14 protein-coding genes and 2 tRNA genes are annotated in these 16398 nt (G+C 65.5%); 11 read left to right on the forward strand and 5 right to left on the reverse strand.

Translation table 11 applies throughout. From position 1 onward, the window contains the following. Positions 1-104 precede the first annotated feature (104 nt). Both metF and ACY3GB_RS18300 read left to right on the forward strand, forming a co-directional pair. Positions 105-941, forward strand: coding sequence for a methylenetetrahydrofolate reductase [NAD(P)H] (metF, locus tag ACY3GB_RS18295; RefSeq protein WP_463089985.1), 837 nt, complete (start codon positions 105-107; stop codon positions 939-941). A gap of 52 nt (positions 942-993) precedes the next feature. Continuing rightward, complete coding sequence (locus tag ACY3GB_RS18300; RefSeq protein ID WP_463089986.1) at positions 994-1551, forward strand: TIGR00645 family protein; 558 nt, start codon at positions 994-996, stop codon at positions 1549-1551. Between the two features lie 61 nt (positions 1552-1612). Here the strand turns inward: ACY3GB_RS18300 and ACY3GB_RS18305 are convergent, their stop codons facing one another. Then, on the reverse strand, positions 1613-2098 hold the full coding sequence (locus ACY3GB_RS18305; protein ID WP_463089987.1) for an Lrp/AsnC family transcriptional regulator: 486 nt from the start codon (positions 2096-2098) through the stop codon (positions 1613-1615). A 424-nt stretch (positions 2099-2522) separates the two neighbouring features. Between ACY3GB_RS18305 and hppD the strand changes: the two genes are divergently transcribed. The 6 genes from hppD to ACY3GB_RS18335 all read left to right on the forward strand — a co-directional run bounded on the left by hppD (position 2523) and on the right by ACY3GB_RS18335 (position 6957). Next, positions 2523-3599: a 4-hydroxyphenylpyruvate dioxygenase gene (gene hppD, locus ACY3GB_RS18310; RefSeq protein WP_463089988.1), complete on the forward strand. Its 1077-nt coding sequence runs from the start codon at positions 2523-2525 to the stop codon at positions 3597-3599. 121 nt (positions 3600-3720) lie between these two features. Further along, positions 3721-4854, forward strand: coding sequence for a homogentisate 1,2-dioxygenase (locus ACY3GB_RS18315; RefSeq protein ID WP_463089989.1), 1134 nt, complete (start codon positions 3721-3723; stop codon positions 4852-4854). Between the two features lie 175 nt (positions 4855-5029). Further along, positions 5030-6007 (forward strand): fumarylacetoacetate hydrolase family protein, encoded by a 978-nt coding sequence (locus ACY3GB_RS18320; RefSeq protein ID WP_463089990.1) that lies wholly within the window; start codon positions 5030-5032, stop codon positions 6005-6007. Beyond that, complete coding sequence (gene maiA / locus ACY3GB_RS18325) at positions 6000-6644, forward strand: maleylacetoacetate isomerase (RefSeq protein WP_463089991.1); 645 nt, start codon at positions 6000-6002, stop codon at positions 6642-6644. The genes ACY3GB_RS18320 and maiA overlap by 8 nt, the downstream gene beginning before the upstream one ends. A 155-nt stretch (positions 6645-6799) precedes the next feature. Further along, positions 6800-6875 (forward strand) — tRNA-Phe (locus tag ACY3GB_RS18330). 6 nt (positions 6876-6881) lie between these two features. Then, positions 6882-6957 (forward strand) — tRNA-Phe (locus tag ACY3GB_RS18335). A 68-nt stretch (positions 6958-7025) separates the two neighbouring features. Here the strand turns inward: ACY3GB_RS18335 and ACY3GB_RS18340 are convergent. Next, entirely contained in the window at positions 7026-8225 is a 1200-nt protein-coding gene (locus tag ACY3GB_RS18340; protein WP_463089992.1) for an MFS transporter, read from the reverse strand. Positions 8226-8382: 157 nt separating this feature from the next. On the opposite strand from ACY3GB_RS18340, the gene ACY3GB_RS18345 reads away from it, so the two are divergent. Beyond that, on the forward strand, positions 8383-9180 hold the full coding sequence (locus ACY3GB_RS18345; RefSeq protein ID WP_463089993.1) for a Cof-type HAD-IIB family hydrolase: 798 nt from the start codon (positions 8383-8385) through the stop codon (positions 9178-9180). 139 nt (positions 9181-9319) lie between these two features. After that, a complete protein-coding gene (gene cfa, locus ACY3GB_RS18350) occupies positions 9320-10474 on the forward strand; it encodes a cyclopropane fatty acyl phospholipid synthase (protein WP_463089994.1) in 1155 nt (384 codons plus the stop codon). A gap of 69 nt (positions 10475-10543) precedes the next feature. Here the strand turns inward: cfa and ptsG are convergent, their stop codons facing one another. From ptsG to ACY3GB_RS18365, 3 genes are all read right to left on the reverse strand, one after another. Beyond that, positions 10544-12307 carry a PTS glucose transporter subunit IIBC gene (gene ptsG, locus ACY3GB_RS18355; protein ID WP_463089995.1) on the reverse strand — a complete coding sequence of 588 codons (1764 nt, stop codon included), beginning with the start codon at positions 12305-12307 and terminating at the stop codon, positions 10544-10546. 173 nt (positions 12308-12480) lie between these two features. Next, entirely contained in the window at positions 12481-14994 is a 2514-nt protein-coding gene (gene ptsP, locus ACY3GB_RS18360) for a phosphoenolpyruvate--protein phosphotransferase (protein WP_463089996.1), read from the reverse strand. Positions 14995-15434: 440 nt separating this feature from the next. Beyond that, a complete protein-coding gene (locus ACY3GB_RS18365) occupies positions 15435-15827 on the reverse strand; it encodes a DoxX family protein (protein ID WP_463089997.1) in 393 nt (130 codons plus the stop codon). 103 nt (positions 15828-15930) lie between these two features. Here ACY3GB_RS18365 and ACY3GB_RS18370 point away from each other — a divergent pair. Continuing rightward, the coding region (locus ACY3GB_RS18370; RefSeq protein ID WP_463089998.1) for a LysR family transcriptional regulator at positions 15931-16398 on the forward strand (468 nt) is incomplete at its 3' end.

Consider the following 16398-nt stretch of genomic DNA (forward strand, 5'->3'; position numbering starts at 1 on the left):
CGGACAGGCCCCATAGAATGGATCTGTCCGTTTTTTTTCGGGCAAGCCAGACGACCAACGGCACACAGAGGCCGGCAGCCAGGACCGCGATAGAGAGGATCACCATGACGCAGACGCCGCGCACCTTCAGTTTCGAATTCTTTCCGCCCAAGACGCCCGAGGGCGTGGCCAAGCTGCGCACCACGCGCCAGCAGCTGGCCCAGTTCAAGCCGCAGTTCTTCTCGGTGACTTTCGGCGCCGGCGGAACTACCCGCGACGGCACCTTGTCCACCGTGCTGGAGATCCGCAGCGAAGGGCAGGCCGCCGCGCCGCACCTGTCCTGCATCGGCTCCACCCGCGAAAACATCGCCGCCATCCTGAACGAATACCGCGGCAACGGCATCCGCCATCTGGTGGCGCTGCGCGGCGACATCCCGTCGGGTATGGTGGCCGCCGGCGAATTCCGCTACGCCAACGAGCTGGTGGAATTCATCCGCGCCGAGCATGGCGACCATTTCCACATCGAGGTGGCTGCCTATCCGGAATTCCATCCGCAGGCGCGCTCGGCCGAAGACGATCTGAACAATTTCGTGCGCAAGGTGCGGGCCGGAGCGGATTCCGCGATGACCCAGTACTTCTTCAACGCCGACAGCTATTTTCGCTTCGTCGACGAAGCGCGCGCGCGCGGGGTGGACATTCCCATCGTGCCGGGTATCATGCCGATCTCCAATTTCGGGCAGCTGTGCCGCTTCTCCGACATGTGCGGGGCGGAAGTGCCGCGCTGGCTGCGCCTGCGCATGCAGGCCTATTACGACGATACCGCGTCCATCCGCGCGCTGGGGCTGGACGTAGTGACCGAGCTGTGCGACCGCCTGTTGCAAGGCGGCGCGCCCGGTCTGCATTTTTACACATTGAACCAGGCGGGCCTGGTCTCCACCATCTGGCAGAGGCTGGGCCTGTGACGGCGAGCGGGCGGCGCAAAGCCGCCCGCGGCCGCGAACGACAGGAAAGCCCATGCAAGACCAGCAACACGTCCAACGACGCATTCAATCCGAACCCAGGAAATCGCTGCTCGGCCAGGTGATTTTCAGCAGCCGCTGGCTGCAATTGCCCATTTATCTCGGCCTGATCGTGGTGCAGGGCGTCTATGCGTGGAAGTTTCTCGCCCAGCTGTGGGAGCTGCTGGAAGGGCTGAACCATCTGACCGAGACCGACATCATGCTGGCGGTGCTGGGCCTGATCGATGTGGTGATGATCGCCAACCTGCTGGTGATGGTGACGGTGGGCGGCTACGAGACTTTCGTGTCGCGGCTGCGCATCGACACTCATCCGGACCAGCCGGAGTGGCTGGACCACGTCAACGCCTCGGTGCTGAAAGTGAAGCTGTCGATGGCCATCATCAGCATCTCGTCCATCCACCTGCTGCAGACCTTCATCAACGCCAGCCGCATCGACGAGCACACCATCAAGTGGCAGCTGTTCCTGCACCTGGCCTTCCTGCTGTCGGCGGCGGCCATCGCCTATACCGACAAGCTGTTGGCCGGCACCACCGCCCACCATCAGCGCGATTGATCGGCGCCGCCAAAACAGAACGGCCCTTGCGGGCCGTTTTGTTTTTTGGGGCGCGCGCCGCTTACAGGCCGCGCATCTGTCCCAGCGGCAGCGCGGTGGTGCGCTTGATCTCCTTGAGCACGAAGCTGGACTTCACGTCCTCGACGCCCGGATGCTGCAGCAACTCGTCCATCACGAAGCGCGAGAAGTGCTCCATGTCTTCGAAATACACTTGCAGCAGGTAATCCATCTCGCCGGTCATCGCGAAGCAGTTGATCACTTCCGGCCAGTTTTGCACTGCATCGATGAAGCTTTGCAAATGCATATTCCCGCGTTTTTCCAGCGTGACGCGCACCCAGGCCTGCAGGCCTAAACCGATGTGAGCGGGGTCGAGCAGGGCGACGTACTGGCGGATTACACCGGACTCTTCCAGTTGCTTCAGTCGGCGCAGGCAGGGCGACGGCGACAGCGCCACGCGTTCGGCCAGCTCGACGTTGGTCAACCGGCCGTCAAGCTGCAGCTCGGCCAGAATACGCAAGTCTGTCTTATCTAATGTGAGACTTGGCATATTTTCTCCTGATAATCGGTTTGTTGAGACATTTTATTCCTCAATATCGCTCGGCAAAATTCATTTAGCAAGATAATTGCCGCCCGCTTTCCATAGAATAAAAAGCCTAAATCGCAAACGGCGGCGCAAGACTGCCGATGCATGTCGATGGTGTGTGACAGCAGACAACGATTTGTTCGGAGGAGAGCCAAGCCGTACCGCCATCAGCGTCCGGCGTCGGCGCGCGCGCGTTCCAACGCGCACTCCGCTTCCCCTTGTCTCTGCTTCCTCCCGCCCCGTCGAACCGCTTCCTCCGCCCCGCGGATAGGCATGCGGTCAGCTTACATAACGCGGACCGTCCGCGCACGTTTACAAAAGTCTGAACGAAAATTGATAGTCCATGCCGCCATTGACAGGTATGGGGCTATAAACAGAGGAGAAACAGATGAAAATGGAAGCCATGCTGCAAAATCCGCTCGCCACCGACGGTTTCGAGTTTGTCGAATACACCGCTCCCGACGCCGAGGGCGTCGAGAAGCTGAACCAGCTGTTCCTGTCGCTGGGCTTCACCGAAGTGGCCCGCCACCGCAGCAAGGACGTGCGCCTGTACCGCCAGGGCGACATCAACTTCATCCTGAACGCCGAGCGCAGCCAGCCGGCCAGCGAATTCGCCAAGGCGCACGGCCCGTCGGCTTGTGCGATGGCCTGGCGCGTCAAGGACGCCGCCAAGGCGTACGAGTACGCGCTGTCGCACGGCGCCAAGCCCTACCAGCGCCCGGTCGGCGCGATGGAGCTGAACATCCCGGCGGTGGAAGGCATCGGCGGCTCGGCGCTGTACTTCGTCGACCGCTACGGCAAGGACAAGGACATCTACGAGATCGACTTCGTGCCGCTGGAAGGCGTGGACCAGCATCCGTACGGCGTCGGCCTGACCGAGATCGACCACCTGACCCACAACGTGGCGCGCGGCAATATGGCCACCTGGGCCGATTTCTACACCGGCATCGCCAACTTCCGCGAGATCCGCTACTTCGACATCGAAGGCAAGCTGACCGGCCTGGTGTCCAAGGCGATGACCAGCCCCTGCGGCAAGATCCGCATCCCGATCAACGAGTCGTCCGACGACAAGAGCCAGATCGAGGAATTCCTGCGCCAGTACAACGGCGAGGGCATCCAGCACATCGCGCTGACCACCGCCGACATCTACGCCACGGTGGAAACGCTGAAAGCGCGCGGCACCCGCTTCCTGGACACCCCGGACACCTATTACGAGAAGGTGGACACCCGCGTGCCCGGCCATGGCGAGGACGTGGCCCGTCTGAAGAAGAACAGCATCCTGATCGACGGCGCGCCGGTGGAAGGCATCCTGCTGCAAATCTTCACCGAGACCGTGATCGGCCCGATCTTCTTCGAGATCATCCAGCGCAAGGGCAACGAGGGCTTCGGCGAAGGCAACTTCAAGGCCTTGTTCGAGTCCATCGAGGAAGACCAGATCCGCCGCGGCGTGCTGAAGGCCGATTGATCCATTCCCGCCGCTGCGGCCGGCTCCGGGTTTCCGGGCCGGCGCCGCGGCGTCTTGCCGTATGTACACCATGCAATGGGGCGGCCTGCGCGTCGCAGGCCGCGCCGACAGGACATCCAAAATGCGTAAATGGATCAGTTACCCGCACCGCGAAGGCACCATCTCGCGGCAGGCCCACGCCGATTTCCCGGCCGAGGCCATCTACGAGCGCGAAGTGGGCCGCAGCGGCTTCTTCGGCCCGGCCACCCACCTGCACCACAAGCACCCGCCGACCGGCTGGAGCGCCTGGGAAGGCCCGCTGCGCCCGCGCGCCTTCGATCTGAACGAGCTGCCGCACGGCACGCCGGCGCCCTGGGACGCGCCGCTGGTGTTGCATAACGCCCAGTGCAAGCTGCGCATCTGGCGTTGCGAGCAGGCGATGACCCAGCTGTTCCGCAATGCCGACGGCGACGACCTGCTGTTCATCCACGCCGGCAGCGGCGAGCTGTTCTGCGATTACGGCCACCTCAGCTACCGCGACGGCGACTACATCCTGGTGCCGCGCTCCACCAGCTGGCGCATCGAGCCGGCCAGCCCGACCACCATGCTGCTGGTGGAGACCAGCAACGGCGCTTACCAGCTGCCGGAAAAGGGCCTGGTCGGCCCGCACGCGATCTTCGACGAGGCGGTGCTGGACGTGCCGGCGATCGATGATGCCTTCAAGGCGCAGCAGACCGAGGACGAGTGGCAAGTGGTGATCAAGCGCCGCGGCGCGCTGTCCACCGTCACCTACCCGTACAACCCGCTGGACGCCATCGGCTGGCACGGCAATCTGTCGGTGGCGCGCGTCAACTGGCGCGACATCCGCCCGCTGATGAGCCACCGCTACCACCTGCCGCCGTCGGCGCACACCACCTTCGTCGCCGACGGCTTCGTGATCTGCACCTTCGTGCCGCGGCCGATCGAGTCCGATCCGGGCGCGCTGAAGGTGCCGTTCTATCACAACAACGACGATTACGACGAAGTGATCTTCTACCACGCCGGCGATTTCTTCAGCCGCGACAACATCAAGCCCGGCATGCTGACCTTCCACCCGGCCGGCTTCACCCACGGCCCGCATCCGAAGGCCTTCGCCAAGGCGATGACCGATCCGAAGAAGTTCACCGACGAAGTGGCGGTGATGATAGACGCCCGCGATGCGCTGGAGCAGGGGCCGGGGCTGGCCAGCGTGGAGTGGCAAGGCTACGTGGACAGCTGGAAACCCAAACAGGCCTGACGCCTTTGCTGCTGCGCGAGCCGATCTCGGCGCTGCGATGCTCGCGGTACGATTTGTACCGCTGCGCTTCTCCCGCCGACCTCGGCCCGCTCGCGACGCAATCGCGTTCAGGCCAGGCTGAAGAATTGACATAGAGGAACGGCCCGCAGCGGCCGCTTGCAGAAAGAATATCAAGATGAAATTAGCTACTTACCACAACCACACCCGCGACGGCCAGCTGATGGTCGTCAGCCGCGATCTGAGCCGCGCCGTGGCGGTGCCCGCCATCGCCGCCACGTTGCAGGGGGCGCTGGACAATTGGACGCAGGCCGAACCGCGCCTGCAGGAAGTCTACGCCGCGTTGAACCAGGGCAAGGTGCCGGACGAGGTCGCCTTCGACTCCAAGCGCTGCCTGAGCCCGCTGCCGCGCGCCTACCAATGGGCCGACGGCAGCGCCTACCTGAACCACGTCGAGCTGGTGCGCAAGGCGCGCGGCGCCGAGGTGCCGGAAAGCTTCTATACCGACCCGCTGATGTACCAGGGCGGCTCCGACGCCTTCCTGGCGCCGACTGCAGACATCCCGCTGCGCGACGAAGCCTGGGGCCTGGATTTCGAAGGCGAGGTGGCGGTGGTCACCGGCGACGTGCCGCTGGGCGCGCCGGCCGACGAGAAGCACATCCGCCTGCTGATGCTGGTCAACGACGTGACGCTGCGCGGCCTGATCCCGCCGGAGCTGGCCAAGGGTTTCGGCTTCTTCCAGAGCAAGCCGGCCACCGCCTTCTCGCCGGTGGCGGTCACCCCGGACGAATTGGGCGATGCCTGGGATGGCGGCAAGGTGCACCTGCCGCTGTTGGTCGACTACAACGGCGCCTTTTACGGCAAGCCCGATTGCGGCGTGGAGATGCAATTCAGCTTCCCGCAGCTGGTGGCGCACGTGTCCAAGACCCGCGAGCTGGTCGCCGGCTCCATCGTCGGCTCCGGCACCATCTCCAACAAGGATCGTTCGGTCGGCTCCTGCTGCCTGGCCGAGCAGCGGATGATAGAAACCATCGAGCAGGGCGCGCCCAAGACGCCGTTCATGAAAGTGGGCGACACGGTGCGCATCGAGATGAAGAGCGCCGCCGGCGACAGCATTTTCGGCGCGATTGAACAGACCGTGGTGAAGCATGACTGATCGCGTGTTGTACGGCTATTTCCGTTCCAGCGCCGCTTACCGGGTGCGCATCGCGCTGAACCTGAAGGGGCTGGATTACCGCTATCGGCCGGTCAATCTGCTGAAGGGCGAACAGCGCAGCGCCGAGTACCTGGCGATCAACCCGCAGGGCCTGGTGCCGCTGTTGGACGACGGCGGCGTCAGGATCGCGCAGTCGCTGGCCATCTGCGAATACCTGGACGAGGCTTACCCGGACACGCCGCGGCTGCTGCCGGCCGATCCGGCGGCGCGGGCGAGGGTGCGCTCGCTGGCGCTGGCCATCGCCGCCGACATCCATCCTTTGCAGAACACCCGCGTGGGGAAGTATTTGCAGACCGAGTACGGCAAGGACGAGGAAGGCAAGGCCGAGTGGATCCGCCACTGGATCCGCACCGGTTTCGACGCGCTGGAAAAACAGCTGGCCGAGTCGCCGAGCCGCTATGCGGCAGGCGATGCGCCGACGCTGGCCGATGTCTGCCTGCTGCCGCAGGTGTTCAGTGCCCGTCGTTTCGGCGTGGATCTGGCGCCGTATCCGAACATCGTCCGCGTCGCGGAAGCGCTTGAGCATCTGCAAGCGTTTGCCGAGGCGCATCCGTCGCGGCAGCCGGACGCGATGTAAGCCCTTGATCCGACGGGCCGGCCGCGTCTGGCGGCCGGCCCGCTGGTTTTTCACGGCCTGCGGCCCGCTGTTTTTTGCAATTATTCCTTGACGCGAATGGCGTCCTCTGATTAAATGCGTGGCTCTGACGGCGTGACAGCGCTGACAGAAGAAGTGGCCAGTTAGCTCAGTTGGTAGAGCAGCGGATTGAAAATCCGCGTGTCCGTGGTTCGATTCCGCGACTGGCCACCACAGCAAGGCCAGTTAGCTCAGTTGGTAGAGCAGCGGATTGAAAATCCGCGTGTCCGTGGTTCGATTCCGCGACTGGCCACCAGATTGAAAAAGCCGAATCCGCAAGGGTTCGGCTTTTTGCATTGGGCGCCGGAATGTCGCTCGGCAGCCTCAGCAGGCGTCCTCCACGGCGCTTTTGGGCGAGGGCGCGCGGGGCAGGGCGGCGGCGATCAGCAGCGCGCAGGCGCCCGCCGCCAGCGTCAGGCTCAGCCCGGCGCGGGCGCCGTAGGCGTCGATCGCCAGGCCGCACAAGGAAGCGCCGCCGGCCACGCCCAGCAGAATGCCGGTGACCAGCCAGGTCAGGCTCTCGGTCAGCCGCGCGCGCGGCACGGCTTTCTCCACCATTTCCATCGCCACGATCAGCGTCGGCGCGAATGACAGCCCGGACAGCAGCATCACCGCAGCCAGCCAGAAGACGTTCGGCGCCAGCGCGATGAAAGCGGAGCTTGCCGCGGTGGCCGCGCAACAGCACAGCAACAGCCTGCCCAGCGGCAGCGCCGGCTTCAGCGCGCCGAAGGCCAACCCGCCGATGCCGGAGCCCAGCGCGTACAGCGCCAGCACCCAGCCGGCGGCGGATGGCGAGCCCTGCGCCTTGGCGAAAGCCACGGCTGCGACATCAATGATGCCGGCGATGGCGCCCAGCGTGCCCATCAGCAGGGCGAGAACCGGCACCGGCCGCAGGAAGAGCGCGGAGCGGCCGCTGCCCGGCGCGGCGGGGTGGGCCGGCGGTTCAGTGGTTTTCTGGCGCAGCAGCGCGGAGACGCTGAACAGGATCAGCAGCGCGGCCGCCAGCGGGCCGGCTTCGGGAAACCAGGCCATGCACAGGCCTATCGACAGCGGCGGGCCCATGACGAAGGCGATTTCGCTCAGCACGCTGTCCAGCGCGAAGGCCGTCGGCAGCAGCGTCTGGCCTTCCAGCAGCTTCGCCCAGCGGGCCCGTGTCATCGCCGGGATGCTGGGCAGGCAGCCCGCCGGCGCCGCGCACAGGTACAGCGTCCAATGCGGCGCGTCCAGACGGCTGCACAGGACCAGCGCCAGCAGGGCGAGGGCGCCGATGCCGGTGGCCGGCGGCAGCACCCGGCTCTGGCCATGGCGGTCGGCCAGCCGCGACACCTGCGGCGTCAGCAGCGCGGTGGCCAGCATCAAGGTGGCGGCCACCGATCCGGCGAGACTGTAGCTGTCCCGGGTCAGCGACAGCATGGTGATGATGCCGACCCCCACCATGGTGCTGGGCAGGCGCGCCACCCAGCCGGCCAGCGCCAGCGCCGGCACGCCCGGCGTGCGGAACAATTGGCCGTATCGATTGGCCATCGGGGGATTCTCCTTGCGGTTTTCCGCGCATTCGCGGAAGGATGGTGCCGATAGGTCAAGTTATCCATGCCATATGTCTTTGTCAATTTGAGGACGGTCGGCGGAGGCCCTGGTTTGACGGCGTATAATCGGAAGCTCGCCCCGCGCTGGAGTTTTCATGCCTTATCGTTTCATCGCTTCCGACCTGGACGGCACCCTGCTGGACCAGCATCACGCCGTGACCCCGTTGACCGCCTCGACCCTGCAGAGTCTGGAAAAACGCGGCGTGCGCTTCGCCCTCGCCACCGGCCGCCATTACCTGGACGTCAGAGGCATCCGCCAGGCGCTGGGCGTGCGCGCGCATCTGATCACCTCCAACGGCGCGCGCGTCCACGATCCGGACGACGCGCTGATTTACCGGCAGGACATCGACGCGGAACTGGTGCGCGCCATCTCGCAGCCGGAGTTCGCCGCCGGCGCCATCGTCAATTTCTACCGCGACGACGAGTGGCTGATCAGCGAGCCCTGCCAGGACTTGTTGGACATGCATAAGGACTCCGGTCTGGCCTACCGGGTGGATGACCTGGCCCGCCACAGCGGCGATGGGGTGGGCAAAGTGCTGTACATCGCGCCGCATGAGCGCCTGCTGGAGCTGGAGCGCAAGCTGCGGCAGCGCTTCGGCGACCGGCTGTACATCACCTTCTCGCTGGAGCATTGCCTGGAAGTGATGGCGGCCGGCGTGTCCAAGGGCCATGCGCTGGAGCGGGTGCTGGAGCGGCTGGGCATCCCGGCGGACGCGTGCCTCGCTTTCGGCGACGGCCAGAACGACATCGAGCTGCTGCAAACGGCAGGCCACCCGCGGGTGATGGGCAACGCGCATCCGCAGCTCAGCGACATGCTGCCGCAGGCCCGGCGCATCGGCAGCCATGCGGAGTCGGGCGTGGCGCTGCACTTGCGCCAGCTGTTCACGCTGTAGCCGGCGGCGCGTTCGCGGACTGGAATGCCTCCCGCTGGCCAAGCGGGGCGGGAGCGCGGTAAGCTGGGCAAACGTCTGTCCCTGTTTCTGATCGTCGATCGAGTTCGTTGTGCTGAATGGCCATGCCGGGGGGATCGCCATGAATTCATCGTGTCTGGAAAACGAGAGCGAAAACGCCCGCTCGCCGGGGCGCGCCATCATCGAGGAAATGCTGGCCGCCGCCGGCGTCGCCGTCAACGGCAGCCGCCCGTTCGACATTCAAGTCCGCGATCCGCAGTTTTACCGCCGCGTGCTGCGGGAGGGCTCGCTGGGCCTGGGCGAAAGCTATATGGACGGCTGGTGGGAGTGCGAGCGGCTGGACGCGTTCTTCCAGCGGGTGATGCGCGCCGGCCTGGAGAATAAGCTGCCGCGGCGCTGGCGCGACACGCTGTACCTGATGGCGGCCAGGCTGGTCAATTACCAGTCCTTGCGGCGGGCCCGCAAGGTGGGCGAACACCATTACGATCTGGGCAACGACCTGTTCGCCGCGATGCTGGATCCGAACATGCAGTACTCCTGCGGCTACTGGAAGGACGCCTCCACGCTGGAGGAGGCGCAGGAGGCCAAGCTCAGGCTGATCTGCGACAAGCTTGGGCTCAAACCCGGCATGCACCTGCTGGACATAGGCTGCGGCTGGGGCGGCCTTGCCGCTTACGCCGCCCGCCATTACGGCGTCCGCGTCACCGGCATCACCATATCAGAGCAGCAGCGGCAACTGGCGCTGCAGCGCTGCGCCGGGCTGGATGTGGAAATCCTGCTGCAGGATTACCGCCACCTGGCGCTCCGGGCGGACCGCATCGCGTCGGTGGGCATGTTCGAGCACGTCGGGCCGCGCAATTACGATGTCTATTTCGAAACCGCCGCGCGCAATCTGACGCCGGACGGCCTGTTCCTGCTGCATACCATAGGCGCCAAGACAACCGATTTGCGCATCGACCCATGGATAGAGAAATACATCTTTCCCAACGGCTGCCTGCCGTCGGTGTCGCACATCGCCCGGGCCAGCGAGCGCTATTGGGTGGTGGAGGACTGGCATAATTTCGGCGCCGATTACGACCTGACGCTGATGGCTTGGCAGCAGCGTTTTCAGCAGGCCTGGCCTCTGCTGATGGCCAACTACCCAGCCCGCTTCTACCGGATGTTCACCTATTATCTGAATGCCTGCGCCGGCGCTTTTCGCGCGCGCGACCTGCAGCTGTGGCAGGTGCTGTTCAGCCGCGAGGGCATCGAGGGCGGCCTGAGAGTGGCGCGCTGAAGGGCAGGGGCAATAAAAAAACGCCAGCGAGATCCGCTGGCGTTTTTGTTGCGGCGTGGCCGGATGCGGTCAGCTTTGCAGCGCGGCGGCCAGCGCGGTGGCCTGGTCGCCGACGATCAGGTGCAGCACGCCCGGCGCCACCTGGGTGACGGCGGAGACGCCGGCGGCGCGGGCTGCGGCCTCGTTGAAGCGGGCTGCGTCCTTAAGCTCCACGCGCAGGCGGGTGTGGGCGATGGCCTCCACCTTGCCGAGGTTGGCCGGGCCGCCCAGCGCCTGTTTCAGCGCGGCGACGTCGGCCTTGGCGGCGGCTGCCGAAGAGGCTGCGGGCGCGGCGGCCGGAGCCGGGGCGGCAACCGGGGCCGACGACAGTTCGGCGTCGCTCCCGGCGCCGCGCAGGTAGATCTCCATATCGGTCTTCAGGTTCTCGGACTGCGGCCCGAAGATGGCCTGGATGCCGCTGCCCACCACCACCACGCCGGACGCGCCCATCGCTTTGAGCTTGGGCTGGTCCACCTTGGCGGTGTCCTGCACCGCGATGCGCAGGCGGGTGATGCAGGCGTCCAGGCTGCGGATATTGGAGCGGCCGCCGAAGGCCAGCACCAGTTCGCGGGCGCGCTGGTCTTCGCTGACGGCGCCGATGCTTTCCGCGCTTTCATCTTCGCGGCCCGGCGTCTTCAGGTTGAACTTGGCGATCACGAAGCGGAACACCGAGTAGTAGATTACCGCGTAGATCGGTCCCAGGATGAACACGTAGCCGGCGTGCTTGGCCTTGTCGCCGATCAGGTTGAACATCAGGAAGTCGATGCCGCCCTGCGAGAAGGTGAAGCCCATGTGCATGTCCAGCGTATTGGCCACGAACTGGGTGGAGGCGGCCAACACGGCGTGGATCAGATACAGCACCGGCGCCACGAACAGGAAGGAGAATTCGATCGGTTCGGTGATGCCGGTCAGGAAAGAGGTCAGCGCGGCGGAGATCATGATGCCGCCCACCTTGACGCGGTTTTCCGGCTTGGCCGAGTGCCAGATGGCGATGGCCGCGGCCGGCAGGCCGAACATCTTGAACAGGAAGGCGCCGGACAGGATGCCGGCAGTCGGGTCGCCGGCGAAGAAGCGGTTGATGTCGCCGTGGATGATCTTGCCGGACGCGTCCGGGAAGGCGCCGATTTCAAAGAAGAACGGCACGTTCCAGATGTGGTGCAGGCCGAACGGAATCAGCATCCGCTCGACGAAGCCGTACACGGTGGCCGCGGTGCGCGGATCGCTGACAGCCGCCCATTGCGAGAAGGACTTGATGCCATTGCCGATCGGGGGCCACACGAAGGACAGCACCACGCCCAGGCCGATGGCGCCGATGGCGGTGATGATGGGCACGAAACGCTTGCCGGCGAAGAAGCCCAGGTATTCGGGCAGCTTGATCCGGTAGAAGCGGTTGAACATATAGGCCGCCAGGCCGCCGGCGAGAATGCCGCCGAACACGCCGGTCTGAATAGACGGCAAGCCCATGATCATGGCGGTTTTCACGCCCATCAGCGTAGCCATCACGCCCAGGGTGACGGTGGTGACCAGGTGGCCGATCACCGCGGCGATGGCGGCGACGCCGTCGTTCTCAGTGAAGCCGAGGGCCACGCCGACGGCGAAGATCAGCGGCAAGTTGCCGAAAATCACGTCGCCGGAGTTCTTCATCAGCGACAGGATCGCCAGGAAGACGGTGTTCTGGGTGTGGAAGTCGGTCGCGCCGATGCCGAGCAGCAAGCCGGCCACCGGCAGCACCGCCACCGGCAGCATCAGCGCCTTGCCGATCTTCTGCAGAAAAGCGAATGATTGACTAAACATGATTATTATCCTGCTTTGACATGCTTATGGAATGTCGAGCGGCTGTGACGCCGTCCCCTCTATAAAGCCTCTTCGCGCGCCAAGCCGCTTGATCGGCGCCGGACGGCACCGGGTTTCCCCGGCGGTCTCCCCGCCCGGCGCCGCAGGCCGCGCCCGCGCCGAGGCTTATTCTTTTAACGAGCGAGTTGATTCAGGTGGTGGCGGACATCGGTGACGGTGGACAGCGCCAGCACATCGCGCGCCAGCTCGCGGCACTCGTCCATGCTCCAGCGCGCCAGCGTGGCCTTCACCGAGGCGACGGCCGGGGTGCTGACCGACAACTCGGTCACGCCCATGCCCACCAACAGCGGCGCGGCGCGCTCGTCGGATGCCAGGCCGCCGCAGACGCCCACCCACTTGCCGTGGGCGCGGGCGCCTTCGCAGGTCAGCGCGATCATCGCCAGCACGCCCGGGTGCAGCGCGTCGGCCTGCTTGGCCAGCTGCGGGTGGCCGCGGTCCATCGCCAGCACGTATTGGGTCAGGTCGTTGGTGCCGATGGAGAAGAAGTCCACTTCCGGCGCGAAGCGCGCGGCCAGCACCGCGGCCGACGGCACCTCCACCATGATGCCCACCTTGACGCCGGACACGCCCAGCGCGGCTTGCTCTTCGGTTAGCACCGCCTTGGCGGCGCGCAGCTCTTCCAGCGAGGCCACCATCGGGAACATGATGTGCAGCTGGGTCAACGGGGCCGCTTGCAAAATGGCGCGCAGCTGGGTGCGCAAGAGGTCGGGGCGTTCCAGGCTGACGCGGATGCCGCGCAGGCCGAGGAAGGGGTTGTCTTCCTTCGGCAGCGGCAGGTAGGACAGCGGCTTGTCGCCGCCCACGTCCAACGTGCGCACCACCAGCGGGCGCTCCTTGCCCAGCGCCTCGGCCACCGCGCAGTACTCGGCGGCTTGCTCGGCTTCGGTGGGCGCGGTGTCGCGGTTGTCGAACAGGAATTCCGAGCGCAACAGGCCCACGCCCTCGGCGCCCTTGGCCACCGCTTCGCGCGCGTCGGCGGCGTTGCGGATGTTGGCCACCACGTCGATGCGGGCGCCGTCGCGGGTCGCGGCCGGGCGCATCGAGCTTTCGGCTTCGGCGGCGCGGCGCTCGGCCAGGCGGGCGATGTCGCGCTCGGCGGCGGCGATGTCGTCCGCGGTCGGCGCGATGGCCAGCGTGCCCTCGTTGCCGTTCAGGATCACCTGCAGGCCTTTCGGCAGCTTCAGCGCGGCCTGGGAGATGCCGCAGATCGCCGGGATGCCCAGCGAGCGCGCCAGGATGGCCACGTGGCTGGTGGCGCCGCCGGTGCGGGTACAGAAGCCCATCACCTTGGACGGATCCAGCGCGGCGGTGTCGGACGGGGCCAGGTCTTCGGCGATCAGGATGGAGCCGGCCGGCAGCTCCAGCGCGGCCTGCTTGACGCCGGCCAGCAGTGCCAGCACGCGGCGGCCCACGTCGCGGATGTCGTTGGCGCGTTCGCGCAGCAGCGGATTGTCCTGCGCTTCCAGGCGGGCGGAGTAGGCGCTGAAGGCGGCGCGCCAGGACCAGGCGGCGGACTTGCCGTCGGCGAGGCCGGTATAGGTCTGCGCCAGCAGGTCTGGGTCTTGCAGCAGTTCCTGGTGCATGGACAGGATGGCCTGCTTGGCCGGGTCGGTCAGCTGGGCCTTGACCAGATCCAGCTGGGCGGCGGCTTCTTCGGCGGCGCTGGAGAACGCCTGTTGTTCCACATTGGCGCCCTTGCCGTGCTCGGGCACGTCGAATTCCTGCAGGCGGTGATGAACGATGCGGCCGATGGCGATGCCGGGCGAAGCGCCGACGCCGGCCAGCTGGCTGTCGCTGTCCTGCTGCTGGGCGAAGACCGGCGCGGCGGCCGGGGCGACCGGCGCCTCGTCGGCTTTCTCGCCGCAGCGGTCGTTCAACAGTTGGGTCAGTTCCGCGATGGCGGCCGCGGCGTCGGCGCCGGCGGCGCGCACGCGCACCAGGTCGCCCAGCTTGGTGGCCAGACCCATGACGGCGACCACGGATTTGGCGTTGGCTTCCTTGTCGCCCAGGATCAGCTGGATGTCCGAGGCGAAGGTCTTGGCCTTGCTGGCGAATACCGCCGCCGGACGGGCGTGCAGGCCGGCGGGGTTGCCGATGGCGATGTCGGCGGAGAGTTGGGGTTCGGCGGCTTCGACAGGCAGCACCGCCTTGCCGTTGGCCAGCTGCAGCGACAGCACCACGCTCTTGCCGGCGTCAACCATGCCGTCTGCCAGGCTCATCCTGGCCACGGACTCGCCGTTGGTGACGATGATCTGGGTCAGCAGGCTGGCGGCCTTGCGGCCGACCAGGTCAAGGTCGAAGTCGATGACCGGCTGGCCGACGGCAACTTGCTGGCCTTGTTCGACCAGCGGGAAAAAGCCTTCGCCTTTCAGCATCACGGTGTCGATGCCGATGTGCACCATCACTTCCACGCCTTCCGCGGTGGTGATGGTCAGCGCGTGGTGGGAGGAGTGCAGATTGCTGACCACGCCGCTGACCGGAGCCAGCAGACTGCCCGAGGTGGGATCGAGCGAGATGCCGTCGCCGACCATCTTGCCGGCGAACACGGGGTCCGGAACGCTGTCCAAGGGGACCAGCCACCCGGAAAGGGGGGCCAGAACATCTAGTCTTGGTGCGGTGGTGCCCATGAGAAACTCCTCAATTCGTGGATAATTCCAGTCGTTTTATTACGAGCGTCAATCAAGCCGTTGGATGGGGCCGGGCGATGACTGCGCCGCGGCATGCTTTGTTGTGCTGGCTTGTCCTGACGGGATTTTGACAATTATATACAGGCAGCCGCCATGTCGGGCCGGCGGCTGGGCTTGTGCGTATCTTGCCAATTTTTGTAGTTTAACTACATTCAAATCACGCAGCAGCTTGATGGCAATCAAGAAAATGTGCAAGTCGGAATTGTCTTGATTGTTTGCTGCGTCGCAGCATATTGGCGGCCGGGCGCGAGATAGCGCTTGAATATTGCGGACTTGGGGAAATGGTAGGAAAGACGGGCGCTGTTGCATTTTTGTAATGCAACTCTAAAAAGCGGAAAAGCCCCGCGGAGGCGGGGCTGAAGATCGGGGACCGGACTGGGTCAGGCTTGGCGCTGCCGTTCCGGCTGGCCCAGCAGGAACAGCGCGAGCGAGCTGGCGATCAGGAAGGCGGGGTATTCCCAGCCGCCGCCCTCGTTGGTGAACATCCAGCCCTTGGCGCCGTGGACCAGGACGATGGCGCCCAGCAATTGCGGAATCAGCAGCAGCGCCACCCAACGGGCCTGGATGCCGGCCAGCAGCAGCAGGCCGCCGCCGATCTCGATCAAGATGGCGAAATAGCCGACGAAGCCGGGCAAGCCCAGGCTGGCGAAATACTCGGCGGTGCCGGCCGGGGTGAAGACGAACAGCTTCAGCGCGCCGTGGGACAGGTACATCAGGCCCAGCGCCACGCGCAGGGTCAGGGCGGCCAGGTAGGGGTTTTGCAGTCGGTTCATGGTGGGTGCTCCGGTTCAGATTGGTATGGCGCTATTTGACCATCGGCTTTATATTCAATAAATACTACAATTTGAAAATTATTATTTCTCTATAAGAAATTATATGGATAGATTCTCCGAGATACGCGCCTTCGTCTGCGTGGCTGAGCTGGGCAGTTTCGTCGCGGCGGCGGAAAGGCTGGAGCTGTCGCGGGCGATGGTGACCAAGCTGGTGGCGGCGCTGGAGAACCGGCTGGGCGTGCGGCTGATGCATCGCACCACGCGCAAGCTGTCGCTGACCGAGGCCGGCGAAACCTATCTGGCCCAGGCGGGCAGCCTGCTGGGCGAACTGGACGAGCTGGACGCCCTGCTGTCCCATGGCGCCAGCGAGCCGGTGGGCAGGCTGAGGGTGTCGGCGCCGGTATCCTTCGGCATGCGCTACCTGGGGGGCATCATCGGCGGCTTCCACCAGCGCCATCCGCAGATCGAGGTGGAGCTGAGCCTGAACGACCGTCGCGTGGACCTGGTGGAGGAAGGCTTCGACCTGGCGCTGCGGGTGTCCAACCTCAGCGACTCCTCTTTGGTGGCGCGC

It is taken from the genome of Chromobacterium sp. Ag138 (assembly GCF_055181315.1).